The following is a 26,594-nucleotide window of genomic DNA, read 5'->3' on the forward strand; positions in this document are numbered from 1 at the left end:
GACATCGATCACAGTATTATTTGAGGTCAGGTCAAGGCCGTCAAGCCGCGCAATCTGAAAGCTCCCCAGATTGGTGATGAAGACATTTGGAACGTTTCCGGCTATTGCGGGTTCCGCGAAGCTATACGAGAATTGATCGCCCGGCACGGATACTTCCAGCGACACAGTCCTGAAATTGCCTGCGATGACGGAAAGTGTGCCGTCCGGGAGCAGGAAGATGTCATCAATACGCGCCGCAAAGCCGTTAATCGTAAAAAGATTCATCAACTCACCCACACGTTGCTACACCTGTCTTCGCTATCTCGAAGCGGTGCGATGATCAAGTCGGGAAATGCTTATTCGCCTTTGGTTACAGGGTCTTGTGACATAAGGGCGCCCCATGGGGCGCCCTTATGCGTCTTGCCAATCGTTGAGTGCCGTTCAGAGGAACGTGAAATCATCCAGCGTGAGTTGCGCGGCCGTGATGCCCTCGACAAGGATCGTGTTGCCGTTCACGCTCATCTGTGCGCCGCCCTCTACATCGACGATATTCATCGCCGCGACGAAACCCGCCAGACCATTGCCACCGTTGGTGATATTGGTCTCGCCCGTGTCCGGGTCAACGCGACGGATCAGGAAGCTGTCGATCCCATCCTCGAAATCGGTGATCACATCGGCCTCGCCGTCGAAGAAGGACGAGAACACGAATTGATCGGCCTCGGTGCCGCCGGTGATCACATCATTACCAGCGCCTGCGTTGATCGTGTCATTGTCCGCGCCGCCGTCGATCACGTCATCACGCCCGCCGCCCGCAAGGAAATCATTGCCGTCGCCGCCAAGGATGCTGTCATCGCCTTCGCCACCGCCAACGCTGTCATTGCCAGCGCCTGCGTCGATCGTGTCCTGTCCCGTGCCGCCGCCGATAGCATCGTCGCCATCACCACCCGAGATGAGGTCATTTCCGAAACTTCCGGACATCGAGTCGTTACCATCTCCGCCGTCCAGCGTGTCATTGTCCGCGCCGCCTGCAACCACGTCATTGCCAGCCCCGCCGCTGATGCTATCCGCGCCAAAGCCGCCCCCGATGATGTCATCGCCGTCACCGCCATCAATCGTGTCAGTGCCCAGACCGCCGCCGATATTGTCAGCGCCCAGACCGCCATTGATCACGTCATTGCCATCCGATCCAGAGATCGAGTCATTACCGTTGCCGCCTTCGATTGAATCATTGTCGATACCGCCTGCCAACACGTCATTTCCATCGATACCGAACAGGGTGTCGTCGCCTGCACCGCCGCTTAAGGTGTCGTCCAGCGGTGTGCCAAAGATCAGATCATTTCCGTCAGTGCCGGGTTCCAGAACCACTTGCGCTGCATTTGAAACGACGCTCTCGTCTGTTCCGAGAAGGTCGGTGTAGGACACGCGCACAGTCAGTGACGTGCCGATATCCTCGGGCACCACAACATAGCTGACATCAACCGCTCCGACGATCGGTATCCCGTTGCGCAGCCATTGATAAGAGAATTCCCCGATCCCATCCGCGTCTGACAACCCCGAAGGGTCCACTGTCAGGGTATTCCCGGCGAAGGCCTCTCCTTCTATGGTAACCGTCCCCTGAGGTGGAACGTTCTCGGCTACATCCCGGATGAAAATCTCGAACGATTTTGACGTGGACGAATCCTCAAAGGCGATGCCATTGAACGATACGTTCAGAAAGAGGCTTTCTTGCCCCTCGTCGAGATCATCGAGAACAGCAGCCATTGAAAATGACTCGATAGTCACGTCCTCTGGAGGATTGATGCTGAAGAATATTGCTTCGCTGTTGCCGGTCCCCACGAAATCGCTTGTATCAGCAGTGCCCCCGACTGTTGAAAACGAGTACGTATAACTCGCGGATACAAAAGTGGCATCATTGAAAACGATTTGAAAGTCCAGGGTCTGACCTTCAAAAACTGTAAATCCATCTGGAGATTCAAGCGAAGCAAATGCCATTTTTCTCACCCGCGTTAAGATTCGATTGTTCACACCACTCGTGTGGGTGGGCTCATCCGCCTACACTACCCTCGTTCCTGATGGTATTGAACCCTTGTGTTTGACAGCGCTGTTGCGATGGAAAAATATGCCTCCGGCTCTCTGACGCTCCCAGCCCTCTTGCCCCATCCGCGCCCCTGTCCTAGAACGCCTCTGATATATCAGCCGGAGGCCGTGCCATGCTTGATCTCACCTATGAAGCCCCGAAACCACGCGTGATCGCGGGGGCCAAGCATGATTGGGAGTTGGTGATCGGGATGGAGGTGCATGCGCAGGTCGCGTCGCGCTCCAAGCTGTTTTCCGGCGCGTCCACGCAATTCGGGGCGGAACCCAATTCCAACGTCGCGTTTGTGGATGCGGCGATGCCGGGGATGTTGCCGGTGATCAACGAATTCTGCGTCGAACAGGCGGTGCGCACGGGGCTGGGGCTCAAGGCCAAGATCAACCTCTGGTCGGCCTTTGACCGCAAGAACTATTTCTACCCCGACCTGCCGCAGGGCTATCAGATCAGCCAGCTCTATCATCCGCTGGTCGGTGAGGGCGAGATCCTTGTCGATATGAGCCCCGGCGTGGCGCGGCTGGTGCGGGTCGAGCGCATCCACATGGAACAGGACGCGGGCAAGTCGATCCATGACATGGACCCGGCGATGTCCTTTGTGGACCTGAACCGCACCGGTGTGTGCCTGATGGAAATCGTCAGCCGCCCCGATATTCGCGGGCCGGAAGAGGCCGCCGCCTATGTGACCAAGCTGCGCCAGATCCTGCGCTACCTTGGCACCTGCGACGGCAATATGCAGAACGGCAATCTGCGGGCCGATGTGAACGTGTCGATCTGCCGTCCGGGACAGTATGAGAAATACATGGAGACGCAGGATTTCAGCCACTTGGGCACGCGCTGCGAGATCAAGAACATGAACTCCATGCGCTTTATCCAGATGGCGATTGACTACGAGGCGCGCCGCCAGATCGCGATTGTCGAGGCGGGCGGCACGGTGGTGCAGGAAACCCGGCTCTATGATCCGGACAAGAACGAGACCCGCTCCATGCGTTCCAAGGAAGAGGCGCATGATTATCGCTATTTCCCCGATCCTGACCTTCTGCCACTGGAAATCGAGCAGGCTTGGGTCGATGAGATTGCCGCCAACCTGCCGGAACTGCCCGACGCCAAGAAGGCGCGGTTCGTGTTGGAATTTGGGCTATCGGAATATGACGCCTCTGTGCTGACGGCCGATCTCGCCAATGCCGCCTATTTCGAGGCGGTGGCGGCGGGCGCGGGCGATGGTAAGCTGGCGGCGAATTGGGTGATCAACGAGCTCTTTGGTCGGCTCAAGAAAGAGGATCATTCAATTGAGGATAGCCCGGTAAGCCCGGCGCAATTGGCCGGTATCGTCCGGCTGATCAAGTCTGACGCCATTTCCGGCAAGATCGCCAAGGACCTCTTCGAGATCGTCTATACCGAAGGCGGCGACCCTGAAGAGATCGTCGAGGCGCGCGGCATGAAGCAGGTGACGGATACCGGCGCGATTGAGGCCGCCGTGGACGAGATCATCGCCGCCAACCCCGCACAGGTGGAAAAGGCGCAGGCCAATCCCAAACTCGCGGGCTGGTTCGTGGGGCAGGTGATGAAAGCCACCGGCGGCAAGGCCAATCCCAAGGCCGTCAATGACATCGTGATGGCGAAGCTGGGGCTGTAACGGGCCCGGCCCTGGATGATCCGGGGTGTCAAACGCAGTCTGGATTTGAAAACCCTACGGATTTCCTTAATCTCGCCCAACCGAGGGGCGAGAATCAGGGAGAGTTCGATGGGCTGGATGAAAGAGGAGACCGGGCTTGAGAAATGCGCCGCGAATTTCGTGGCGCTGACGCCTCTGTCGCATCTGAGGCGCGCGGCGCATCTCTTTCCCACCCATGAGGCGCTGATTTATCGCGACACGCGGCGGACCTATGCAGAGTATCACGCGCGTGTGTCGCGGCTTGCCTCGGCGCTGGTCAAGCTGGGGATCGAGCCCGGCGATGTGGTGGCCACCCTTCTGCCTAATATCCCCGCCCATTGCGAGGCGCATTTCGGGGTGCCCGCCTGTGGCGCGGTGCTGAATGCGATCAACACCCGGCTCGAGGCCGATACCATCGCCTATATTCTTGATCATGGCGGCGCGCGCGTCGTGCTCTGCGATCCGCAATTTCTGCCCACGCTGGCGCAGGCCATCGACCTGATGGAGGGACCGCCTCCCGGCGTTGTCGAGGTGGCCGATGATGCGGCGGGGGTGCATGCCCACGGGCATTACATGGAATATGAGGAACTGCTGGCCTCTGGCGATCCCGATTTCCCCTGGATCATGCCCGAGGATGAATGGGAGAGCCTCGCGCTCAATTACACCTCGGGCACCACGGGGCGGCCCAAGGGCGTGGTCTATCACCATCGCGGCGCGTATCTGATGACCATGGGCACGGTGGTGAGTTGGGATTTGCCGCGCTATCCGACCTATCTGACGATCGTGCCACTCTTTCACTGCAACAACTGGAACCACGTCTGGCTGATGCCCATGCTGGGGGCGACCCTTGTCTGCTGCCGCGACATCACTGCCAAGGCGATTTATGACGCGATTGCAGACGAGGGGGTCACGCATTTCGGCGGTGCGCCCATCGTGCTCAACATGATCGTCAACGCCAAGGACAGCGAGCGGCGCAGGTTCGACCATATCGTCGACGTGTTCACCGCCGGTGCCCCGCCGCCTGCCGCGACCCTGGCCGCAATCGAGCCGTTGGGTTTCAAGGTCACACAGGTTTATGGTCTGACCGAGACCTATGGCCATGTTACCGAATGTCTCTGGCAAGAGGCTTGGGATGACCTGCCCGATGACGAGCGATATTCGATCAAGGCGCGCACAGGGGTTCTTATGCCGATGATGGAGGACATCACCGCGATGGACCCGGAAACGATGACTCAGATCCCAATGGATGGCGAGAGCCTCGGCGAAATCATGATCCGGGGCAATTCGGTGATGAAAGGCTATCTCAAGAACCCGGCCGCCACCGAAGAGGCGTTTCACGGCGGCTATTTCCATTCGGGGGATATCGCGTTCCAGCATCCTGACGGCTATCTCAAGATTGCGGACCGAGCCAAGGACATCATCATCTCGGGCGGCGAGAATATTTCTTCGGTCGAGGTCGAAGGTGTGTTGATGCGCCATCCCGCCGTCATGCTCTGTGCCGTGGTGGCCAAGCCGGATGAGAAATGGGGCGAGGTGCCGTGTGCCTTTGTCGAGTTGAAGGATGGGGTCACGGTCAGTGAGGCCGAATTGATTGCCTTTGCCCGCGAACGGTTGGCGGGTTTCAAGACGCCAAAAGCGGTTGTATTTCAAGAGCTTCCCAAGACAGCGACCGGAAAGATTCAGAAATTCGAACTGCGGCAGAGCGCCCGCGCGCTCTGATCCGCCGCGTCACTCGTCACGCGCGCGCCATTCCCTCAAGCGCAGGACGGCGTTGGCCCCGATCTCTCGCAGCGGTTGGGGGGGCAGGCGTTTGGGCTCTGCCTCTGCGGTGAAATGGCGGGTAATCTCGGTTGAGAGGCCTGCCGCCAGGTCTGCTGCACCCATTCCTGTCAGGGTGCCGCGCGCGGTGCCGAGGCCGTTTTGCACGCAACCGGAGAAAAGCCCCGGTTCAATCTCGCGCATGACGGCAACTCCATTGAGGCTGAGGCAAAGATGCCCGGCCCATGTGTGCTCCATCTTGATACCCGCAAGCTGCGGAAATCGTTGATCAAATTTACGCTGCATGGTGCGAGAAGCGCGGGCAAGATCGGCCTTGGTGGCGCGCATGTCGGGGCGCAGGGCGGCGCAGGTGCGGGTGACGATGCGGTTGCCGCCCTGGGCTGTGTCGATGCGGCGCAGGGTGGTGCCCATGGGGTCAGAGGGGGTGACGCCCCACCGGGTGTGGCCGCCCAGCCGTGCCAGCGTGTCGCGGTCCAGATCAGGGGTCATGGTGGCGAAGAGAAAGAGCTGCATCAGCCGTCCGCGCGCGATGCCAAAGCTCTCAAGATGGCCATTGACGGTCAGGATCACCTTGCCTGCAGAGATCTGGCCATACGGTGTTTTGACCTGCCAAGCGTCGCCTTGGCGGGTAAATTCCGTCACCGGGCTTTGCTCAAAAACCTTTACACCTGAACGGCTTAGACCAGATTCGAGCCCTCGGATATAGCCTGCGGGCTGGAGCATCACCGTGCCGGGGGTATAGAGGCCCGAGCGGTAATGCGCGCTGCCGGTCAGTTCTTGCATGGCTTGGGCGTCGAGCATTTCGGAGGTCTCGCCAAGACTGGCGAGATGGCGCGCGTAGCTCTGGTTATGCGCATGGGCGGTTTCGCTCGCGGCACCGTTCACCTTGCCCGCCGGATCAAAGAAGGCGGGGGCGATGTCATAGTCCTCGACGGCGGTTCTCGCAAAGGTACACGCCGTACGATTGAGCGCGATGAGCGTACGGTCATCGCCCGTGCCTGCGTAGTCTTCCGAAGTCAACTCGTGCGGCAGGTCGATCATGAAGCCAGAGTTGCGCCCCGCCGCGCCTTCGGCAATGCGGCCTGCGTCCAGAATCACGATGCCCGCGCCGGGCACAATCTGTGTTAGCCGGCGTGCCGCCGACAACCCGGCATAGCCCGCGCCGATGATGACGACATCGGCGGTCTTGTTTCCCTCCAGCCGGGGATACGCGTCCTGCGGCGGCAGGATCGCGTTCCAGGCGGCGGGGCCCAGATGGGCGGGCAGGGTGCGGGCGGTGTAGCGTGTCAATCCACCGCCTCATCCGCGTCATCGGCCAGATCAAGCCAGATGGTTTTCAACTGGGTGTATTGGTCGTGGGCGTGGATGCTGTTGTCGCGCCCGCCAAAACCCGACTGCTTGTAGCCGCCAAACGGTGTGGTGATATCGCCCTCGCCAAAGCTGTTGACGGTCACAGTGCCCGCGCGCAGCATCCGCGCGCCCCGGATTGCCCGTTTGGCATTGGCGGTAAAGAGCGCGGCGCAGAGACCGTAGTCGGTGTCATTGGCAACAGAGATCGCCTCGTCAAAGCTGCCGACCTCGATCACGGTCAGGACCGGGCCAAAGATCTCCTCGCGCGCGAGCGGGTGATCGTTCCCAGGCACGGAAACGATCGTCGGCTCGACAAACCCATTCTCGGCCTTGCCGCCCAAGAGGATCGTGTCTGCCTGATCGAGATAGCCGCAAACCTTGGCATAATGCCCTTTGCTGACCAGAGCGCCAATGCGCGTTTCAGGATCGAGCGGGTCGCCCACCACCCATGCGCGGGCATGGGCGGTGATGCGGGCCAAGAGATCGTCCTTGATGGCGCGGTGCACGATCAGCCGCGAGCTGGCCGAGCAGTTTTCGCCCATGTTCCAGAACGCGCCGTTGACGATATGTGCCGCGACCCGGTCGAGGTTCTCGGCATCGTCCATGACGATGGCCGGATTCTTGCCACCCATTTCCAGCACCACCTCTTTGGCGTTGCTGTCGGCGGAGTAGCGCAAGAAGCGTTTGCCGGTTTCGGTCGAGCCGGTAAAGCTGACCATGTCCACATCCATGTGACGGCCCAAGGGTTCGCCCACCTCTGGCCCAGTGCCGGGCAGGACATTGAGCACACCGCGCGGCACACCGGCCTCATGGGCCAGTTCGGCGATACGCAGCGCGGTGAGCGAGGTTTCCTCGGCGGGTTTGAGAACCACGGAACAGCCAGCGGCCAAGGCCGGGCCGATCTTCCATGCCAGCATCAGCAGGGGGAAATTCCACGGCAGCACGAGGCCCACGACGCCAATCGGCTCGCGCAGGACCATGGCGATGTGGTTGTCAGAGGCGGGCGAGACCTGATCATAAATCTTGTCGATCAACTCGGCGTGCCATTTGAGGCAGTTGACGGTTTCGGGCAGGTCCACGGTTTCGCAATCATAGATGGTCTTGCCGGAATCGAGGCTCTCCATCACCGCCAATTCACGGGCGTTGCGGGTGATCAGCTTGGCCAGCCGGATCAGAACCGCCTTGCGCTCGGACGGGTGCAGGCGTGACCAGCGGCCGTCGTCAAAGGCGGCGCGCGCCTTGGTGACGGCAAGCTCTACGTCTTCGGCCCCACAGGCGGCAATCTCTGCCAAGGTCGCGCCGGTGGCGGGATTTAAACTGGCAAATGTCTTGCCCGAAATGGCCGGGCGCGACCTGCCGTCGATAAAGGCACCTGTGGGAAAATCGATCGTGGCGGCGATGGCCGCATAGTCGTCGCGTGTCAGCAAAGCCATGATCAGCCCTCCGCCGTGATGGTTGCAATGGTGGTTTTGAGAACGCGCACGACCTGTTCCAAGGCGCGTTTGTCGTCCTTGTTCAGCCCTTTGAGCGGTGCGCGCATGATGCCTGCGTCGATGCCGGTCATGGTCACGCCATGCTTGATGGTCTGGATGAATTTACCGCCCTGTTCCAGCACATGCATCAGTGGCAGCATGGCCGACATGATGCGTCGTCCCTTGGCAAAATTTCCCTCGACCACGCAGGCGTTGTAGAGCGCGATATGCTCGTGTGGCAGAAAGTTGGAGCCACCGCAGACCCAGAACGGCGCGCCCCACGCAAAGAATTCCAGCGCCTGATCGTCCATGCCGCAGCCAAGCTGGATGTGCGGATAGTCGCGCGCCAAGAGGTGTACGCGGTTGATATCGCCCGAGCTTTCCTTGATGCCGCAGAAATTGCGGCTGCGCCCGACGCGGTCTAGAAATTCCTCGCCCATCATCGTGCCGGTGCGACCGGGATAATTATAGAGCATCACCGGCAGGTTCGCGGCGCGGTCGATAGCGAGCGCATTCAGCGCATTCTCGCGATCCGTGGGCACCGCATAGGGCGGGCTGGCCAAGAGGATCACATCGGCACCGATGTCGCGTGCGGCTTGCGCCAGAGCGATGGAATCATCGGTCAGCATCGCGCCGGTGCCTATGACAAGCGGCACGCGCCCCTTGATGCAGGCATGGGCGAAACGCGCGAGATCGACGCGTTCCTGAACGGTCTGGGCGTAATTCTCGCCGGTGGAGCCGCCCGAGATGATGCCATGCACCCCCGCCGCGATCAGATGTTCGATCACGTCTGAGAGGGCGTCATGGTTGACCGATCCATCGGCGTTATAGGGTGTGATGACGGGGGTATAGATCCCGTCGAACCTGAATATCGGGGTCATGGCGGTCCTCATGCGGGGGTGGAGCGGGCAAGATTGCCCATAGGCACATCGAGTGCCGCAGGCATCACGAAGCGTTCGATCTGGTTGCGCGACAGGTTCCAGTGATCTTCGGCCAATTGCGCGGCGGTGGCCTCGTCCCGCGCTGCGATGGCGTCAATGATGGCATCATGCTGCGCGCTGGCCTCAGAGAGGTTTTCCACCATCTCGGAGGTCTGGGGTTGGTAGAAGGTCATGCCGATGCGGGCATGGTCGATCAGCAGGCGGTGGAACGAGGGCAAGAGAAAGACATTTCCCGCCATCTCGCCGGTGATTTCGTGAAAGCGGGTGTTGGCGAGGGTCCGCTCGGCGGGGGTGCCGCTGCGCAGGGCCGCGCGAAATGCGTCCTGTGCGGCGCGCAGGGCGGCGACCTGAAGCTCTGAGGCGTTGCGTGCGGCAAGCCGGAGGATCGCGCCGTAGATCATCGGGGCCGCCAGAAAGAAATCGCGCAGGGTGGTGTGCGAGAGGTCCGAGACGCGCGGACCGCGATTGTCACGCAGGTCGATATAGCCAAGCCCGGCCAATTCGCGAAACACCTCGCGCACGGGCGTGCGGGAGAGGCCAAAATTGGTGCAGAGCGCCACCTCATCAAGATCCTCGCCGGGGCGCAAGACGGTGGTGAGCACCGATTCCTTGAGATGCGCGGCGAGGGCGAATTTGCGATCCTTCGCGGCCATTGGGGGTCTCCTTTTGGTGGCTGTGGGTTGGGATTACTAAATACAAACTGTATACACAAGAAATTTATATTGTGTAATTCAAAAATTCATCCCATAGAGAACCAGTCACAGTCGATGGACCCGCCATGTCTGACACGCAGCATTTTGCCTTTGTTCTGGTCGAGGAATTCTCGCATCTGGCGTTTTCCTGCGCGGTCGAGCCGTTGCGCATCGCCAACCTGATCAGTGGCAAGGCGCTCTATCGCTGGTCCTTTCTGTCTGAGGGTGGTGCGCAGGCGACCTGTTCCAACGGGTCTGTGACGCTTGTGCATCAGGGATTCGAAAGCGTGCCGCCCTGCGACCTGCTGTTCGTGCTGTCGGGGATCAACATGCGGGCGCATGGCACGCGCCCGTTGCAGACCCTGCTGCGGCGCGCGCATCGGCATGGAACGCCGATTGGGGCGCTCTGTTCAGGGGCGTGGATTCTAGCGGAGGCAGGGTTTCTGAATGGCATGAAGACCGCGATCCACTGGGATTATCACGATGCCTTTATGGAGCGGTTTCCCGAGGTCAATCTGGTGCGCAACGTCTTTGTCGCGGATGAGCGGCACATGACCGCCTCGGGCGGGACGGCGACGGCGGATCTGATGCTGCACCTCATCGAACGCGATCACGGCTATGATCTGTCCGTCGCGGTGGCCGATCAGATGGTCTATGCCTCGGTCCGCGAGGCAAGCGTGGCGCAGCGCATCTCGTTGCAATCGCGCAATGGCATCCGCAATGCCCATCTGAGCAAGGCGATTGCCCGGATGCGTGAGACGGTCGAAGACCCGCTCAGCCCGGCGGAAATCGCGTCGGAGCTTTGCATTTCCACCCGGCAGTTGGAGCGACTGTTTGGTAAGTTCCTGAATACCTCGCCCAAGAAATTCTTTATGGATCTACGCCTGGATCGGGCGCGGCATCTATTGATTCAGTCCGAAGCCTCGGTGGTGGAAATCGCCATTGCCTGCGGATTCGAGAGCCCCGGCCATTTTTCGCGGGTTTACAAATCCGCTTATGGTGTCACTCCTATGCAGCAACGCGGGCGTTTGAGTTGACGATGATGTGCCCGGCCCGGTGAACAGGACGGCGCAGGCCATGAAGATCGAAAACCGCACCTTTGACGAGTTGCAGATCGGCGAGAGCCAGAGCCTTCGGCGGCTCTGCACGCAGGATGATCTGCTGGTGTTTGCCAATGTCTCGGGCAATCACAACCCGATGCATCTCTATGATCTCGACGGCGATGGCGATGGTCAGCCAGAGGCCTTCGTGCCGGGGATGTTTCTGGGATCGCTGGTGTCTGCTGTGCTGGGCAATCTCTTGCCGGGGGCGGGGACGCTCTACCGCGCGCAGAGTCTTGTGTTCCATAATCATGCCCATGCGGGGGATGAATTGGAGAGTCGGGTCACGGTGACGGACAAATCCGAGAAAGATTTTACCGTCACCTTGGCGACCGAGGTGCGCCGGCTGCGGGATGACGCGCTGATTGTGTCTGGCGTGGCGGTGGTCGAGGCACCGCGCCGCAAACTGAACTATTCGAGCCACGATTTGCCGGGATTGATTGTGCAGCGGCATCGGCATTTCGAGAAACTGCTCAAGCGATCGGAGCCTTTGGCCGCGCTGGTCACGGCGGTCGTCTGTCCCGAAGAGCCGAATTCCCTTGGCGGCGCGCTCTTGGCGCGGGCGCATACATTGATCGAGCCGATCCTGATTGGTGATCCGGGACGAATTGCAACGGCGGCGGTGACACTGGGCGCTGATCTGACGGGACTCGAGATCATCGCGGAAGCCGACCCCGAAGCCGCCGCGCGGCGTGCCGTGGCGCTGGTGCATGCGGGGCGGGCCGGGGCGCTGATGAAGGGGCATCTGCACACCGATCAACTGTTGCGCGCCGTTCTGGACAAGGCGCTTGGCCTGCGCGCCGGGCGGCGGTTGACCCATATCTTTGTGATGGATGTGCCGGGGCTGGCGCATCTCTTGATGGTCACGGATGCGGCCATTAACATTGCCCCCGACCTGCGCACCAAGGTCGATATCGTGCAGAACGCGATTGATCTTGCCCTCAGCCTCGGGATCGAGTTGCCCAAGGTCGGCGTGCTCTCGGCGGTCGAGACGGTCAATCCCGATATGCCGTCGTCGATGGATGCCGCGCTCTTGTCCAAGATGGCGGAGCGCGGGCAGATCACTGGCGGGTTGGTCGATGGTCCGCTGGCGATGGACAATGCGGTCGATATTGCGGCAGCGCGCATCAAGGGTATTTCCTCGGCTGTGGCGGGGCGCGCGGATATTCTGGTCGTGCCCAATCTCGATGCGGGCAATATGCTGGCCAAGCAATTGACCTATCTCGCCCATGCCGAGGCGGCGGGGCTGGTGCTGGGCGCGCGGGTGCCGATCATTCTCAATTCGCGGGCGGATGATGATATGGCGCGGCTGGCCTCCTGCGCCGTGGCGGCGCTTTATCAGGCGAGAGGCATGGGGCAGGGCTAAGGCCCTCAGCCCACCTGTGCAGGCAACCAGACGGTGAATTCCGCGCCGCCCTCGGGGCGGTTGCGGGCTGTGATGAGGCCGCCCGCCTGTCGGATCAGGGTCTGGCTGACCGAGAGGCCAAGCCCCGTGCCCTCGCCCTGTTTGGTGGTGAAAAACGGATCGAACACCAGTGCCAGCTTGTCCTCGGGGATGCCGGGCCCGCTGTCGGCCACGATCAGCGCGGCGCCCGCATGCCCCTCGCGAGACTCGGCGTGTGTTGTCACGGCCAGCCGTCCCCCCGTCTTCATGGCCTGAGCCGCATTGGTCACGAGGTTGATGATCACCTGCTGCAATTCGCCCGGATTGATCCGCACCAGCGGCGTGTCGGGCTGCGCGTCGATCACCACCGTGACGCCCGCCTTGGCAACAACGTGATCGACCAGCACAAGGCAATCGCGCAGGACCGAGGCAATCTCGACATCTTCCTCGAAGGTGCCGAATTCGCCGGGGCGCGCGAATTGCAAGAGCTTGCCGACGATCGCGCTGATCCGCCCAACTTGGCGGTCGATGAGGTCAAGTTCGGTGATGACGGGCAATGACCCTGCGCCAAGTGTCTGGCGGATCACATCGAGATTGCCCTGAATGACGGCTGCGGGGTTGTTGATTTCATGCGCGACGCCTGCCGTGATTTCGCCGATGGAGGCGAGCTTTTCGGACATCACCAATTGCTGATAGGTGATCTCGAGCTTGGCATTGGCCTCGCGCAACTCGGCTGTGCGCGCCTCGACACGGGCATTGAGCGCGTCGTTCCATGCGCGCAGGGCGCGGTCGCGTTCCTGCACCTGATCGAGCAGGCTGTCGAGATGGGCGGCCACGGTGCCAATCTCATCACGCGCTGCGACGGGACCGATACGGGCGTCGAGATGACCGGCCTCGACCCGTTCCATGGTCCGCGTCATCCGTTCGAGCGGGGCAAAGATGGTGCGCGCGAGACGCAGAAAGAGGGGGGCGCTGACGGCGAGAACGATCAGAAAGGCCGCGAGAACCAGCAGGTAGGCATTGCGCTTGGCGGCATCAAAGGGTGCCTGAAGAAAGCCGACGTAAAGCATGCCGACCCGGTCCCCAAAGCTGTCGATGAGGGGCTGGTAGGCCGAGATATACCAGTCATTGACCACAAAGGCGCTATCAAGCCAAGTCTGCCCTTCGTCCAGAACCGTGCCCCGGACCGCGGCTGACACCCGCGTTCCAAGCGCGCGCTCATCCGCAAAGAGCCGCACATTGGTTGAGATGCGCACATCCTCGAGAAAGAGTGTCGCGGTGCCCTGCCGGTCGCCTGATCGCCCGGTGTCGCGGTAGACCAGAGCATTGATCGTGTCGATGAAATCAAGGTTGCGATTCAGCAGAATCCCGCCCACCAGAATGCCCTCTCGCCCGCGCGTGCTGACCGGTGTGGCGGTGTGAACGACCATGCCACGATCCTCAACCCTGCGGTTGGTGGGGACGGCAGCGCGGGTCGAGACCAATGGCACCACGGCGCGGGTGGCGAGGCTTTGGCCGGTCTCGGGCAGGTTCTCCAGATCGCGGGATGAAAAAATGTCAATCTCTGTGGCCGGGCGACCCTTGGCGGCCGTGTCGATCACCGGCCAGTCGACCCCGCGTCGCCGCGCCTCGGGCAGGGGCAGGTAATAGAGGAAATCAAGCCCGAGGCTGCGACGGTTCGTGTCGAGAAACGCCGACATGTCTGCCGGATCACCTTGTGCCACCGCGTCAAAGTTGAGCGAGCGCGCGAGAGCGGTCACTTCGGTGCCCGTGGTGGTGAGGATGCGTTGCAGATACTGATTGGCGATGCGCAGGTCGCTGGTGACATTGGTGATCAGCAGGCTGTCGTAATTGGCGGACCAGCGATTGATCGCCACCAGCAAGAGGAGCGGCATCAGAACCACCAGCGGCAGAAGTGCCAAGATCAGCAATCGCAGCCGGACGGATGTCATATGCAAATCGGGCCCCTGTTCAGGAGCCCGACTTTAGGTCAATCATGCAGGTCGCGCAATCGCGCTTGGCCGCTGACGGATCAGTTCCAGCCGACCTGATTGAAGATCGCCTGAGCCGCGGCCGCATTGGCGCCAAAGGAGGCGGTGGGCGTGGTGCTGTCCGGCTTGAATTCGCCCAGCTCTTTCACATGCTCACCGATATCGACACCGGCGAGGACCGGGAATTCGTTGTTGGCATTGGCGAATTGCGCCTGCGCGGTCTCGCTGGCGAGGAACTCAAGCAGAGCGATCGCCTCGTCCGGGTTCGGCGCATGGGCGGTGATGCCGGCCGCCACGAGGTTCATATGCGCGCCGCGGTCGTCCTGGTTCGGCCAGACCCAGCCAATGCCGTCGATGCCGCTGGTCAGCCCGTCCACATCTCCGGCGAGGCCGCGGGCAAAGTAATAGGTGTTCGACACGGCGATGTCGCATTCCCCCGACACGATGCCGCGCAACTGGTCGGTGTCGCCCCCTTCGGGCGCGCGCGCCATGTTGGCGACGATGCCTGCCGCCCAATCCTTGGCCACTTCCTCGCCATGTACTTCGATGATCGAGGCCAGCAGCGACTGGTTGTAGACATTCGACGAGGAGCGGATGCAGATCTGGCCCTTGTATTTCGGATCGGCCAGCTCTTCATAGGTCTGGGGCGGGGCGTCGACCCGGTCCTTGGAATAAAAGATGATGCGCGAGCGCTGCGAGAGGCCGGTCCAGAGATTGTCCGGGTGGCGCAGGTTGGCCGCGACATTGGTCTCGATCAGGTCGGAGTCGAAAGGCTGCAACAGACCCTCGTCCACAGCACGCGAGATATTGCCCACGTCCACGGTCATGAACACATCCGCCGGGCTATTCGCGCCCTCGGCTTTCATGCGCTCGATCAGTTCGGCTTCCTTGCCCTCGATCCGGTTGATCTTGATGCCGGTTTCTTCGGTGAAGGCGTCGTAGAGCGCATTGTCCGAATCGTAATGCCGGCTGGAATAGAGATTGACCTCTTGCGCCAGTGCGGGGGCGGTCAGGGCGAAGAGCGCAGTCACGCTCAGGGCGGCTTTGATCGGGTGCATCGAGAGTCCTTTCAAGGTATCCGAGTGATTTGATGGGGTATCTCTCGTATCTCTGACTAAAAGAGTCAATGGTAATTTCTGACAGTTTTAGTCGGCTGCCGGTCCGCGCTGCCGCAAGCCGCTGCCGATCAGCGTGGTCGTGGCAAAGATCAGCGCCGCAACACAGACGATGGTCGGCCCGGTCGGCGTGTCGAAGTGAAACGACAGCCGCAATCCGCCCAGTGCCGAGGTGCTCGCGATGAGCGTGGCGATGACCGCCATACGCTCGGGCGTGATGGCGAGGGGGCGGGCGGCAGCGGCGGGGACGATCAGCATTGCGGCGATGAGCAGCACGCCCACCACCTTGATCGCCACCGCCACCACCACTGCCAGCGCCAGGGTCAGCACAAGCTGTTCGCGGCGCGGGTCGATGCCTGCCGACCAGGCCAGATCAGGACTGAGCGTGGTGGTCAAAAGCGCTTGCCAGCGCCAAGCAAGGAGACTGAGAACAAGCGCCGCACCGCCCCAGATCACCAGCAGATCCCCCCGGCTGACGGCCAGAATATCGCCAAAGAGATAGGCCATGAGATCAATTCGCACGCCTGAGAGAAACGACACCGCAACGAGGCCAAAGGCCAGTGCCGAATGCGCCAGAACGCCCAGCATCGTATCCATGGCAAAGCCGCGTCCCGACAGGGTTGAAACGGTGGTGGCCATGATCAGCGACATCGCCAGTGCGCCGACAAAGACCGACACGGAAAACGCCAGCGCCATCGCCACCCCGAGGATGGCCGCATGGGCCGTGGCATCGCCGAAATAGGCCATACGCCGCCAGACGACAAAGCTGCCCAAGGGGGCGGCGGCCAGCGCCACGCCAAGACCTGCGAGGGCGGCGCGGACCATGAAATCATCAAGCATCATTCGGCGGCCTCGTGGCTATGAGGGTGATCGTCGGTGTGATCATGGTCATGATCATGGTCATGATCATGATCGTGGGCGTGGTTGTGTTCATGCCGGTAGAGCGCCAGTGCGCCTTGGGTGCCAGTGCCAAAAATCGCCCTATATTCATCAGCTTGCGCGACGACCTCGGGGCGGCCTTCGCAGCAGATGTGACCATTGAGGCAGATCACCCGGTCAGAGGCGCTCATCACCACATGGAGTTCGTGGCTGACCATCAGCACGCCGCACCCAAACTCGCGGCGCACCTCTTCGATGCGGCGGTAAAAGGCGGCGGAGCCGGGTTGATCGAGGCCTTGTGTGGCCTCGTCGAGAATGAGCAGGTCGGGCTTTTCCAAGAGCGCGCGGGCGAGCAGAACGCGCTGGAATTGGCCCCCCGACAGGTCTGCCATCTGTCGATCCCGCAGGTCAGGCAGCCCCGCCTGATCCAATGCGGCGCGCGTTTGATCTGCAGTATGCCGCCTTGGCAGGCCGAGAAAGCGCGTGACGGTCAGCGGCAGCGTCGGGTCGATATGCAGCTTTTGCGGCACATAGCCGATGCGCAGGCCGGGGCGGCGGATGATCGCGCCGCGCGCCGGTTTCTGTGCCCCGATGAGGGCGCGCAGGAGGGTGGATTTGCCCGATCCGTTGGGGCCAACGATGGTCACGATCTCGCCCCGGTCGAGGACGAGATTGACGTCGGACAGCACGGTTGTGCGGTTGAAAGAGACGGTCAGCCCTCTGGTTTCGATCAGGCGCAATTCGTGGCCCCTTTGCAGCATTTCGGGCAGAGGCCCATCGCCTCGACCACGGCCTGTTCGATGACGAAACCCGTGTCGGCAGCGGCGCGGCCCAACATGCCCTTTGAGGGTTCGGCATGGGCCTCGGCCACCGCGTCACATTGGCGGCAGATCAGGAAGGCCGGGGTGTGTTTCTGTCCGGGGTGGGTGCAGGCGATAAAGGCATTGAGCCGCTCGATCTTATGCGCAAAGCCATGTGTCACGAGAAAATCGAGGGCGCGGTAGACGACGGGAGGCTGAGAACCCAACCCTTCGTCGCGCAGGATGTCGAGAATCTCATAGGCCCCCATCGCGCGGTGCTCGCTGAGCAGGATCTCCAGCACGCGGCGGCGGACGGGGGTGAATTGCAACTTGTGCTCTGCACAATGCGTCTCGACCGCCGCGATGGCGTCGCGCACGCAGCCCTTGTGGTCATGCGCTTCGAATCCGATCGTGTCCATCTGGTCCTCCAACGGGTTCACCTTGGGATCATTTTGGGGTTGATATGTTATAGGGTTACATTTATCAAGCGATGTTGAATGTTATGATATCACATATGAGGGCTGCTATGCCGAAGCGTTTTCTAATCTCCGTGAGTCTTGGGGTGTCACTGGCCGGGGTGTCACTGGCCGGGGTGGCCATGGCGGACGCACCAAAGGTGGCCACCGATATTACGCCTGTTCAGTCGCTGGTCGCGCGAGTGATGCAGGGGGTGGGTGCGCCGGAGGTGATCGTGCGCCCCGGTGCCTCGCCGCATGGCTATGCGATGCGCCCGTCTGAGGCGGCGGCGCTGGAGCAGGCTGATTTGGTTTTCTGGATGGGTGAGGGGCTCACGCCTTGGCTGGAGGGTTCCATCGAGTCGCTGGCCAGTGAGGCACATGTGGTCGAGTTACTGGGCGCAGCGGGCAGCCAGGTCTTGCCGTTCCGCGAGGGGGTAGAGTTTGCGGCGCATGAGCACGGCGAGGAACACGGCGAAGACCACGCAGAAGAAGAGGCGGGGCATGCGGATCATGCGGATGCGCATGATCACGACCACGACCATGACCATGAGGGGGCAGACCCGCATGCCTGGCTTGCTCCGGAAAACGCGCGGGCCTGGATGCGGCTGATTGCCGAGGAACTGGCCGAGCATGACCCGGATAATGCCGCAGCCTATGCCGCGAATGCAGAGGCAGGGCAGGCTGAACTCGAGGCGCTGAGCCACGAGATCGCGGCAGAGTTGGCCCCGGTCCAGGACAAGCCCTTTTTGGTGTTTCACGATGCCTATCAGTATTTCGAGAGCGCGTTTGACGTGACCGCAGCAGGGGCGATTGCGCTGGGCGATGCGGCCGCACCGGGACCGGCACGGGTTGCGGCGCTGCGCGACATGGCCGAGGCGCGTGGCATTCTGTGTGTTTTCTCGGAGCCACAATTCGATCCCAAGCTGGTCGAGACCGTGTTTGGCGATGTCGCCACCCACGGCGTGCTTGACCCGATGGGAAGTCAGTTAGAGCCGGGTTCGGGCCTCTATCCGCAGATGCTTCGGGATATGGCCGGGGCGATGGCGACCTGCCTTGGCGGGGCAAGCTAGGGACGCACCGGATCTGACGAATCCGTCAAAACGCAGCGTTAAACTTGCGCGCCTATGAATTCCCGCACATTCTCTCCCGAAAGGAATAACCCTGCGCCGGGAACGCGGGGGCAATCAGGGAGGACGGACCGATGGCGTTCAAGACGCGGCAGGATGCGCTTGATATTCAGAATGAGATGCCTTGGGCGGCGCGCGAGCGCCCCCAGACCATCTATCAGATGTTGAGCGAGGTTGCGCGCAAGTTTCCGAACCGGCCTGCAATCAGCTATCAGTTGTTGTCCGGTGCCACCGACAAGGCGGAGACCCTGACATGGCAGCAGTTTCACGATCAGTGCTGTCAGGCTGCCAATCTCTTTCGCAGCCTCAAGCTGGGCGAAGGCGATGTGGTGGCTCTGGTGCTGCCCAACTGTCTGGAAACGGCGGCGGCGACCATTGGCGGCATGATCGCGGGCATCGTCAACCCGATCAACCCGCTGTTGGAGCCAGAGCAGATCAGCGCCATTCTCCGCGAGACCGGCGCCACGGTGGTGGTCACGCTCAAAGCATTCCCCAAGACCGATATCGCGCAAAAGACCGCTGAAGCGGTGCGCCATGCGCCGAATGTCCATACGGTGCTGGAGATTGATCTCAACCGCTATCTCAGCCCGCCCAAAAGCTGGATTGTGCCGCTGGTGCGGCCCAAGAACCCGGTGCAGCATCATGCCGATTGCATGGATTTCAACAAGGCCAGCGCACGGCAGCCCAAGACCCTGAGTTTTGCCGATAGCGCGGGCGACCGCGTGGCGGCCTATTTCCACACCGGCGGCACCACCGGCATGCCCAAGGTGGCGCAGCACAAGTATTCCGGCATGATCTACAATGGCTGGATCGGGCACACGCTGCTCTTTACCGAGCAGGACAATGTGATGTGCCCGCTGCCTTTGTTCCATGTGTTTGCCTGTCATGTGATCTTGATGGCGATGATCAAATCTGGGGCGCATGTGGTGTTTCCGACGCCTGCGGGCTATCGCGGTGAGGGGGTGTTCGACAATTTCTGGAAGCTCTGCGAGCGCTGGAAGATCAGTTTCATCATAACGGTTCCGACCGCTGTTTCCGCGCTCATGCAGCGCAAGGTGGATGCGGATGTCTCAAGCGTCAGGAACGCCTTTTCCGGATCGGCACCGATGCCGATGGAATTGTTCAACCGGTTCGAATCGGCCACGGGCATTGCGGTGATCGAGGGCTATGGTCTGACCGAGGCGACATGCCTTGTCTCCGCCAACCCGCCCGAGGGCGAAAAGAAGGTTGGATCGGTGGGCGTGCCCTTTCCCTATACCGATGTGCGGATCATCAAGGGCACGGCGGATGGGCCGATGGATTGCGCGGTGGATGAGGTGGGCGAGATTTGCATCTCGAACCCCGGTGTCGTTTCCGGTGGCACCTATACCGAGGCGGTCAAGAACAAGGATCTCTACTATCATGGTGATTATCTGCGCACCGGCGATCTGGGGCGGATTGATCCGGATGGCTATCTGTGGATCACGGGCCGCGCCAAGGATCTGATCATCCGCGGCGGTCATAACATCGACCCCGCCGAGATCGAAGAGGCGCTGATGGTGCATAAGGCGGTGGCGATGGCCGGGGCGATCGGGCAGCCGGATGCGCATGCAGGCGAAATCCCCTGCGCCTATGTGGAGCTGGTGGCCGGGGCCACGGTGACGGGCGAGGAGTTGCTCGAGCATTGCAAGCTGCATGTACACGAGCGCGCGGCGGTGCCGAAACATGTCGAGGTCTTGCCGGAATTGCCAAAGACGGCGGTGGGCAAGGTATTCAAGCCGGATCTGCGCAAACTGGCGATCACGCGGATTTATAACGCGGCATTGGCCGATGCCGGGATTGCCGCGCGGGTGACATCGGTGGTGGATGACAAGAAACGCGGGCTAGTGGCCAAGGTTTCGGGCACGGCGAGTGCGGAGGGCGAGGCCGTGGGGCATGTTCTGGGACAGTTCGTGCGGCCTTGGGATTGGGCGGAGTAGGGGGGCGCTTGAGCCACCCGCGCGGAATCAAGCCCGAAGGGCGCCGCGCGATCGCTGGGCCGTCCGTCGCACCGAAGGTGCGCCGCTATATATCGGCACACCTTTGGCGTGACGGCCTAGCGATGTTGAGAGGAAGCGTTAGGCTGTCAGGTTAGACGGACTTGGCTGGCATAAAGTGGCAGCCAAGTCCGTTGCTTCGCTAGTCCCCGGCCCAGCGACCGCGCGGCTCGGTCAACGGAAGCCGCATACGACCACAGCAACGACAAAAAAAGCCCGGATGATCCTGTCATCCGGGCTTTGCAGTTCTGCGCTCAATGGGCTGTTATGACACGTCCTTGTAGCTGACCTCGCGGGCATCGCTGCCGGTTTTTTCGCGGCGCACGAGCAGGCGGTTGAGGGCGTGGACATAGGCCTTGGCCGAGGCCACGACCGTGTCAGTGTCCGCCGATTGGCCCATCACGATGCGCCCCGCCTCTTCCATCCGTACGGACACGGTGGCCTGTGCGTCGGTGCCTTCGGTCACGGCATGGACCTGATAAAGCTGCAACCGCGCCTCATGCGGAAAGAGCGCCTTGACCGCGTTGAAGGTGGCATCGACAGGCCCGTCGCCGGTGGCCTCGGTCGAAACCTCGCGCCCGTCGATTTCCATCGTGAGGGTCGCCTGTTGCGGACCATCAGTGCCGCAGATCACGCGCAAATGCTTGATTTGCAAGCGATTGTTCTCGGAATCCACTCCTGCGTTGACCAAGGCCACAAGATCGTCGTCGTAGATTTCCTTTTTGCGATCGGCGAGTTCCTTGAAGCGGACGAAGACATCGTTGAGTTGATTGTCGGCCAATTCATAGCCCAAATCCTTGAGCTTGGAACGCAGGGCTGCACGGCCCGAATGCTTGCCCATGACGATATTGGTCTCGGTGAGACCGACATCCTCGGGGCGCATGATCTCGAATGTCTCGGCGTTTTTGAGCATGCCGTCCTGATGGATGCCGGATTCATGGGCAAAGGCGTTCTTGCCGACGATGGCCTTGTTGAACTGCACCGGAAAGCCCGACACGGCGGCAACCCGGCGGGAGATGTTCATCAGCTTGCGGGTATCGACGCCGGTCTCATAAGGCATGATGTCGCCGCGCACCTTGAGGGCCATCACCACCTCTTCCAGCGCCGTGTTGCCAGCGCGCTCGCCAAGGCCATTGATGGTGCATTCGATCTGGCGCGCGCCGCCTGCGACGGCGGCAAGAGCGTTGGCCGTGGCCATGCCGAGGTCGTTGTGGCAATGGGTGGCAAAGACCACGTCATCCGCGCCCGACACGGTTTCGATCAAGCGGCGGATGAGCGAGGCGGATTCCTCGGGCGCGGTATAGCCGACGGTGTCGGGGATGTTGATCGTGGTGGCGCCCGCCTTGATCGCAATCTCGACCGTGCGGCAGAGATAATCCCATTCGGTGCGGGTGGCATCCATCGGCGACCATTGCACATTGTCGCAGAGATTGCGGGCATGTGTCACGGTCTCGTGGATACGCTCGGCCATCTGATCGCGGTCGAGATTGGGAATGGCACGGTGCAGCGGCGAGGTGCCGATAAAGGTGTGGATGCGCGGTTTTGCGGCGTGTTTCACCGCCTCCCAGCAGCGGTCGATATCCTTGAAATTAGCGCGCGCGAGGCCGCAGATCACGGCGTTCCTCGAGTTCTTCGCAATCTCGCTGACCGCGTTGAAATCGCCCTCAGAGGCAATGGGAAACCCCGCCTCGATGATATCGACGCCCATATCATCGAGCAGCCCGGCAATTTCGAGCTTTTCGGCATGGGTCATGGTCGCGCCGGGGCTTTGCTCGCCGTCGCGCAAGGTGGTGTCAAAGATTACGACACGGTCTTTGGTCACCTGTGGTGAAACACGGTCTTTAGAAGTGTTGGTCATGTTGGTCTCTTTCAAAAAATCCTAAGCCTGCGGCGCGAAACGGCACATCCTCTGAGCGGTCGCGCCAAGACGGCACGCTCAGAGGCGGCTTAGGCCTAGCAGGACAGCCCGAGCGGCACGCCGGAGGGCGTGGGGCAAGGGCGTGTTATGATCCTGCATCAACATGGGCGAAACTATAGGCATGCCGTGCGGCGATGAAAACCCCGAAATTGCACGGGTGATCGGGGTTGAAGCGGCGCGGGCTTCGGCTAGGTCTGGCGCATGGATAAGGCATTGATCATAGGGGCCTCTGGCGGGATCGGGCGCGCGGTGAGCGCCGCCTTGCAGGCGCGTGGTGTAATGGTCACGGGCCTGTCGCGGAGCGGCGATGGGATTGATCTGACCGATGAGGGGTCGATTGCGGCGGCGCTTGGGCGGCTTGAGGGGCCGTATGAGTTGATACTGGTCGCAACAGGCGCGTTGGAGATTGCCGGGGCGGAGCCGGAAAAGGCGCTGCGGCAGGTGAGCGCGCAGGCGATGCTGGATCAATTCGCGCTCAATTGCGTCGGGCCGTCCTTGGTGCTCAAGCACAGTGTCCGGCTCTTGCCGCGCGAGGGGCGGGCGGTCTTTGCGGCGCTTTCTGCGCGGGTGGGCTCGATTGGCGACAATAATTTTGGGGGCTGGTACAGTTATCGCACCGCCAAGGCGGCGCTCAATCAGATGATCCATACTGGCGCAATTGAACTGGTGCGCAGTCACCGGGGGGCGATCTGCGTGGCGCTGCATCCGGGCACGGTCGAGACCGCGTTTACCCGCAAATATCTCGGGCGACATCCGGCGGTGCCTGCGGCAGAGGCGGCGGAAAACCTGCTGCGCGTCATCGACGGGTTGCGGCCCGAGGCGAGCGGTGGGTTCTTTGATTGGCAGGGGAAACCCGTGCCATGGTAACACGGCTGATTTTGGTGCTGGGGGATCAACTGAGCCTTGATCTATCGGCGCTGCGCGCGGCGGACAAGGCACGCGACGTGGTGGTCATGGCCGAGGTGATGGACGAGGGCAGCTATGTGCCGCACCATCCCAAGAAAATCGCGCTCATCCTGTCGGCGATGCGGCATTTCGCGCATGAGTTACAGGCCGATGGCTGGCAGGTGGCCTATACGCGGCTGGACGATCCCGAGGCCATGCCGTCGATTGTCGGGGAGTTGATCCGGCGGGCAGAGGAGTACGGTGCAGGCGAGGTGATCGCCACGCAGCCGGGGGAATGGCGGCTGATCGAGGCCCTATCGGATGCCCCTTTGACGGTGCGGCAACTGCCCGATGATCGGTTCATCTGTTCATTGGAGGAGTTCGACCGATGGGCCGAGGGCCGCAAGGAATTGCGGATGGAGTATTTTTACCGCGAGATGCGGCGCAAGACCGGGCTGATGATGGAGGGCGACCAACCGGCGGGGGGCAAGTGGAATTTTGACCATGACAACCGCAAACGTGCGCAGGCGGACCTGCTGCGCGAGGGGCCGCTGCAGTTTGAGCCGGATGCGATCACGGCGGAGGTGCTCGATCTGGTCGAGGCGCGGTTTGGCAAGCATTTTGGCGCGTTGCATCCGTTCTGGTTTGGAGTGACACGGGCCGACGCGGCGCAGGCGTTTGACCATTTCGCGCGGCATCTGCTGCCGGGGTTTGGTGACACGCAGGATGCCATGCTGGAAGGGGATGCGTTTCTGCATCATTCGGTGATTTCGATCTACATGAACATCGGCCTGCTCAGCCCGACCGATATCTGCGCCCGTGTTGTAGAGGAATGGCAAGCAGGCCGGGTGCCGATCAATGCCGCCGAAGGCTATATCCGGCAGGTGATCGGCTGGCGCGAATACATGCGCGGTCTCTATTTCCGCGAGGGGCCTGACTATGTGACGCGCAACGCGCTCGGGCACAGGCGCGACTTGCCCGCGATGTTCTGGGGGGGCGAGACGCGCATGACCTGTGTTGCCCATGCGGTTGGGACGACGGCAAAAGAGGCCTATGCGCATCACATTCAACGGCTGATGGTGACGGGCAATTTCGCGCTTCTAGCCGGGATTGACCCCGCGCAGGTGCATGAGTGGTATCTGGCGGTCTATGCCGATGCCTTTGAATGGGTCGAGGCCCCGAATGTGATCGGCATGAGCCAGTTTGCCGATGGCGGCATCATTGCCAGCAAACCCTATGTGAGCTCTGGCAATTATATCGACAAGATGTCGGATTACTGCCGGTCCTGCGCCTATTCGGTCAAGGAGAAGACCGGCGAGAACGCCTGTCCCTTTAACCTGCTCTATTGGGATTTCCTGATCCGGCACAGGGGGCGATTCGGGCGTAATCCGCGCATGGGGCCGGTTTACCGCACATGGGACAAGATGGAGGAGACACGGCGCGCGGCCGTTCTGGACGGGGCCGCGCGGGTGCTGGGCGATCTGGACGCAGGCCGACCCGTCTGATCACTCGGTCTGGGTGGTGTTTTCGGACAGGGCCCCGTCGTCCCATGTGCCGCTGGCCTCTTGACCGCTGGCATAGCGCATGGTGCCTTCGCCCTGCCGTTTGCCGGCGCGGAACATGCCCTCATAGACATCGCCATTGGTGTAGGTGGCCACGCCGCGCCCCGAGATTTCGCCGGTCTGCCATTCGCCCTCATAGACAAAGCCATCGGGCATGGTGATCTTGCCCTGCCCGTGGCGCTGACCGTCGACGAATTCTCCGACATAGATCGTGCCATCGGGATAGCTCGCGGTGCCGGTGCCGTGGCGTTGACCGTCCTGCCAGTCGCCCTCATAGCGATAGCCGTCGGGGTAGGTCATGACCCCTGTGCCATGGTTGCGGGCATTCTCGAACTCGCCCTCATAGACGAGACCATTGGGGTAGGTTGCACGCCCCGTGCCCTCGATCACGCCGCCGACCCATGATCCTTCATAGGTGGAGCCGTCAGGGTATGTGATGCGCCCTTCGCCATTGGCGAGATCGTCGCGGAACTGCCCCTCATAGACCGAGCCATCGGGATAGGTCACGCGCCCCTGACCCGAGATTTTGCCCGCGACCCATTCGCCCTCATAGAGATAGCCATCGGTGCCGGTAAACGTGCCCTGACCGTGGCGGCGGTCATCCTTGAAGGCACCCTCATAGAGATCGCCATTCTCATAGGTGACGCGGCCCATGCCTTCGCGCCGCCCCGCGACAAGATCGCCCTCATAGATATCGCCATTGGGCTGGGTGAGCTTGCCCTTGCCGTCAATCTCTCCGGCGCGCCATGTGCCCTCGTAGATCAGCCCGTCGGGCATGGTCAGCGTGCCAATCCCCTCGCGCGCGCCGCGCGCAACCGCGCCTTCGTAAACGGCGCCATCGGGATAGGTGATCTTGGCCATGCCTTCCTTGACACCATTGACCCAATCGCCGTCATAGATATAGCCGCCCGGGCTCTGCATCCGGCCACGTCCGTGGTGCATCGCATTGAGAAAACCGCCCTCATAGCGCACGCCATTGGCGTAGATTGCCACACCTTGGCCGGTGATCTTGCCATCCTCCCACGCGCCCTCATAGGTGCCGCCGTCGGTGAACACGATCTTGCCGATGCCATTGGGTTTGCCGCGCGCAAATTCGCCCTCATAGACCGAGCCATTGGGAAAGCGGGCGACACCCGTGCCGCGAATTTCACCCTCGGCCCAGTCGCCGGTATATTCATAGCCATTGGGCAGGGTATAGGTGCCGGTGCCATGTTGCAGCCCGTCCTTGAACGTGCCCTCATAGATGCCACCATCGTCATATTGCTTGGTCTGGACCTCGGCGTCCTGAGCGGCGGCCATGCTGGCGGCGCTGAGGGCAATGCCCAGAAGGATGGCTCTTGTGCGCGAAAAGTTCATATCTGCCCCGATGCCCGATCCCGCCCGATGATACGGCGGCTGCGCCAA

The 26,594-nt window shown here is 61.5% G+C and carries 19 protein-coding genes and 2 pseudogenes; 8 read left to right on the forward strand and 13 right to left on the reverse strand.

Going from position 1 to position 26,594, the window contains the following annotated elements:
- A pseudogene (locus VR71_RS07950) lies at nt 1–276 on the reverse strand (calcium-binding protein); the annotation flags it as partial.
- 144 nt (nt 277–420) lie between these two features.
- Nucleotides 421–1,329, reverse strand: a pseudogene (locus VR71_RS07955) (calcium-binding protein); the annotation flags it as partial.
- 860 nt (nt 1,330–2,189) lie between these two features.
- Here VR71_RS07955 and gatB point away from each other — a divergent pair.
- Together gatB and VR71_RS07965 are read left to right on the forward strand one after the other, a co-directional pair.
- Nucleotides 2,190–3,704: an Asp-tRNA(Asn)/Glu-tRNA(Gln) amidotransferase subunit GatB gene (gene gatB / locus VR71_RS07960; protein ID WP_045682781.1), complete on the forward strand. Its 1,515-nt coding sequence runs from the start codon at nt 2,190–2,192 to the stop codon at nt 3,702–3,704.
- 108 nt (nt 3,705–3,812) lie between these two features.
- The gene (locus VR71_RS07965) at nt 3,813–5,441 is read left to right on the forward strand and encodes an AMP-binding protein (protein ID WP_045682783.1); all 1,629 of its coding nucleotides are present in this window, start codon (nt 3,813–3,815) and stop codon (nt 5,439–5,441) included.
- Nucleotides 5,442–5,450: 9 nt separating this feature from the next.
- Here the strand turns inward: VR71_RS07965 and VR71_RS07970 are convergent, their stop codons facing one another.
- From VR71_RS07970 to VR71_RS07985, 4 genes are read right to left on the reverse strand one after another with little or no spacing between them, the layout of a single operon-like run.
- Nucleotides 5,451–6,791, reverse strand: a complete 1,341-nt coding sequence (locus VR71_RS07970; RefSeq protein WP_045682785.1) for an FAD-binding oxidoreductase — start codon at nt 6,789–6,791, stop codon at nt 5,451–5,453.
- The gene (locus VR71_RS07975; protein ID WP_045682788.1) at nt 6,788–8,284 is read right to left on the reverse strand and encodes an aldehyde dehydrogenase; all 1,497 of its coding nucleotides are present in this window, start codon (nt 8,282–8,284) and stop codon (nt 6,788–6,790) included. The genes VR71_RS07970 and VR71_RS07975 overlap by 4 nt, the downstream gene beginning before the upstream one ends.
- A 2-nt stretch (nt 8,285–8,286) precedes the next feature.
- The gene (locus VR71_RS07980) at nt 8,287–9,204 is read right to left on the reverse strand and encodes a dihydrodipicolinate synthase family protein (RefSeq protein WP_040651743.1); all 918 of its coding nucleotides are present in this window, start codon (nt 9,202–9,204) and stop codon (nt 8,287–8,289) included.
- Between the two features lie 8 nt (nt 9,205–9,212).
- The gene (locus tag VR71_RS07985; protein WP_045682789.1) at nt 9,213–9,917 is read right to left on the reverse strand and encodes a GntR family transcriptional regulator; all 705 of its coding nucleotides are present in this window, start codon (nt 9,915–9,917) and stop codon (nt 9,213–9,215) included.
- Nucleotides 9,918–10,042: 125 nt separating this feature from the next.
- Here VR71_RS07985 and VR71_RS07990 point away from each other — a divergent pair, with 125 nt between their 5' ends.
- Together VR71_RS07990 and VR71_RS07995 are read left to right on the forward strand one after the other, a co-directional pair.
- Nucleotides 10,043–10,993 (forward strand): GlxA family transcriptional regulator, encoded by a 951-nt coding sequence (locus VR71_RS07990; RefSeq protein WP_045682791.1) that lies wholly within the window; start codon nt 10,043–10,045, stop codon nt 10,991–10,993.
- A 40-nt stretch (nt 10,994–11,033) separates the two neighbouring features.
- Nucleotides 11,034–12,422 (forward strand): bifunctional enoyl-CoA hydratase/phosphate acetyltransferase, encoded by a 1,389-nt coding sequence (locus VR71_RS07995; RefSeq protein WP_045682793.1) that lies wholly within the window; start codon nt 11,034–11,036, stop codon nt 12,420–12,422.
- A gap of 5 nt (nt 12,423–12,427) precedes the next feature.
- Here VR71_RS07995 and VR71_RS08000 read toward each other — a convergent pair whose 3' ends face one another.
- From VR71_RS08000 to VR71_RS08020, 5 genes are all read right to left on the reverse strand, one after another.
- On the reverse strand, nt 12,428–14,392 hold the full coding sequence (locus VR71_RS08000; protein ID WP_045682794.1) for a cache domain-containing protein: 1,965 nt from the start codon (nt 14,390–14,392) through the stop codon (nt 12,428–12,430).
- An 80-nt stretch (nt 14,393–14,472) separates the two neighbouring features.
- Nucleotides 14,473–15,489, reverse strand: a complete 1,017-nt coding sequence (locus VR71_RS08005) for a Fe(3+) ABC transporter substrate-binding protein (protein WP_045682796.1) — start codon at nt 15,487–15,489, stop codon at nt 14,473–14,475.
- 87 nt (nt 15,490–15,576) lie between these two features.
- Nucleotides 15,577–16,386: a metal ABC transporter permease gene (locus VR71_RS08010; protein ID WP_045682949.1), complete on the reverse strand. Its 810-nt coding sequence runs from the start codon at nt 16,384–16,386 to the stop codon at nt 15,577–15,579.
- Entirely contained in the window at nt 16,386–17,165 is a 780-nt protein-coding gene (locus VR71_RS08015; RefSeq protein WP_045682798.1) for a metal ABC transporter ATP-binding protein, read from the reverse strand. The genes VR71_RS08010 and VR71_RS08015 overlap by 1 nt, the downstream gene beginning before the upstream one ends.
- Entirely contained in the window at nt 17,156–17,644 is a 489-nt protein-coding gene (locus VR71_RS08020) for a Fur family transcriptional regulator (RefSeq protein ID WP_045682800.1), read from the reverse strand. The genes VR71_RS08015 and VR71_RS08020 overlap by 10 nt, the downstream gene beginning before the upstream one ends.
- Nucleotides 17,645–17,751: 107 nt before the next feature.
- On the opposite strand from VR71_RS08020, the gene VR71_RS08025 reads away from it, so the two are divergent.
- Nucleotides 17,752–18,753 (forward strand): zinc ABC transporter substrate-binding protein, encoded by a 1,002-nt coding sequence (locus VR71_RS08025; RefSeq protein WP_045682802.1) that lies wholly within the window; start codon nt 17,752–17,754, stop codon nt 18,751–18,753.
- Between the two features lie 131 nt (nt 18,754–18,884).
- Entirely contained in the window at nt 18,885–20,768 is a 1,884-nt protein-coding gene (locus tag VR71_RS08030) for an acyl-CoA synthetase (RefSeq protein ID WP_045682804.1), read from the forward strand.
- 322 nt (nt 20,769–21,090) lie between these two features.
- Here the strand turns inward: VR71_RS08030 and VR71_RS08035 are convergent, their stop codons facing one another.
- Nucleotides 21,091–22,683, reverse strand: a complete 1,593-nt coding sequence (locus tag VR71_RS08035; RefSeq protein WP_045682806.1) for a 2-isopropylmalate synthase — start codon at nt 22,681–22,683, stop codon at nt 21,091–21,093.
- A gap of 261 nt (nt 22,684–22,944) precedes the next feature.
- Here VR71_RS08035 and VR71_RS08040 point away from each other — a divergent pair, with 261 nt between their 5' ends.
- Together VR71_RS08040 and VR71_RS08045 are read left to right on the forward strand one after the other, a co-directional pair.
- Nucleotides 22,945–23,610, forward strand: a complete 666-nt coding sequence (locus VR71_RS08040) for an SDR family NAD(P)-dependent oxidoreductase (protein WP_045682807.1) — start codon at nt 22,945–22,947, stop codon at nt 23,608–23,610.
- A complete protein-coding gene (locus tag VR71_RS08045; RefSeq protein ID WP_045682809.1) occupies nt 23,604–25,133 on the forward strand; it encodes a cryptochrome/photolyase family protein in 1,530 nt (509 codons plus the stop codon). Before VR71_RS08040 ends, VR71_RS08045 begins: the two co-directional genes overlap by 7 nt.
- On the opposite strand, the gene VR71_RS08050 is transcribed toward VR71_RS08045, so the two are convergent.
- Nucleotides 25,134–26,546 carry an MORN repeat-containing protein gene (locus tag VR71_RS08050; protein ID WP_045682811.1) on the reverse strand — a complete coding sequence of 471 codons (1,413 nt, stop codon included), beginning with the start codon at nt 26,544–26,546 and terminating at the stop codon, nt 25,134–25,136.
- Between the last annotated feature and the right edge of the window lie 48 nt (nt 26,547–26,594).

Origin of the sequence: Roseovarius sp. BRH_c41 (assembly GCF_000961715.1) — a bacterium.
Lineage (GTDB): Bacteria > Pseudomonadota > Alphaproteobacteria > Rhodobacterales > Rhodobacteraceae > Roseovarius.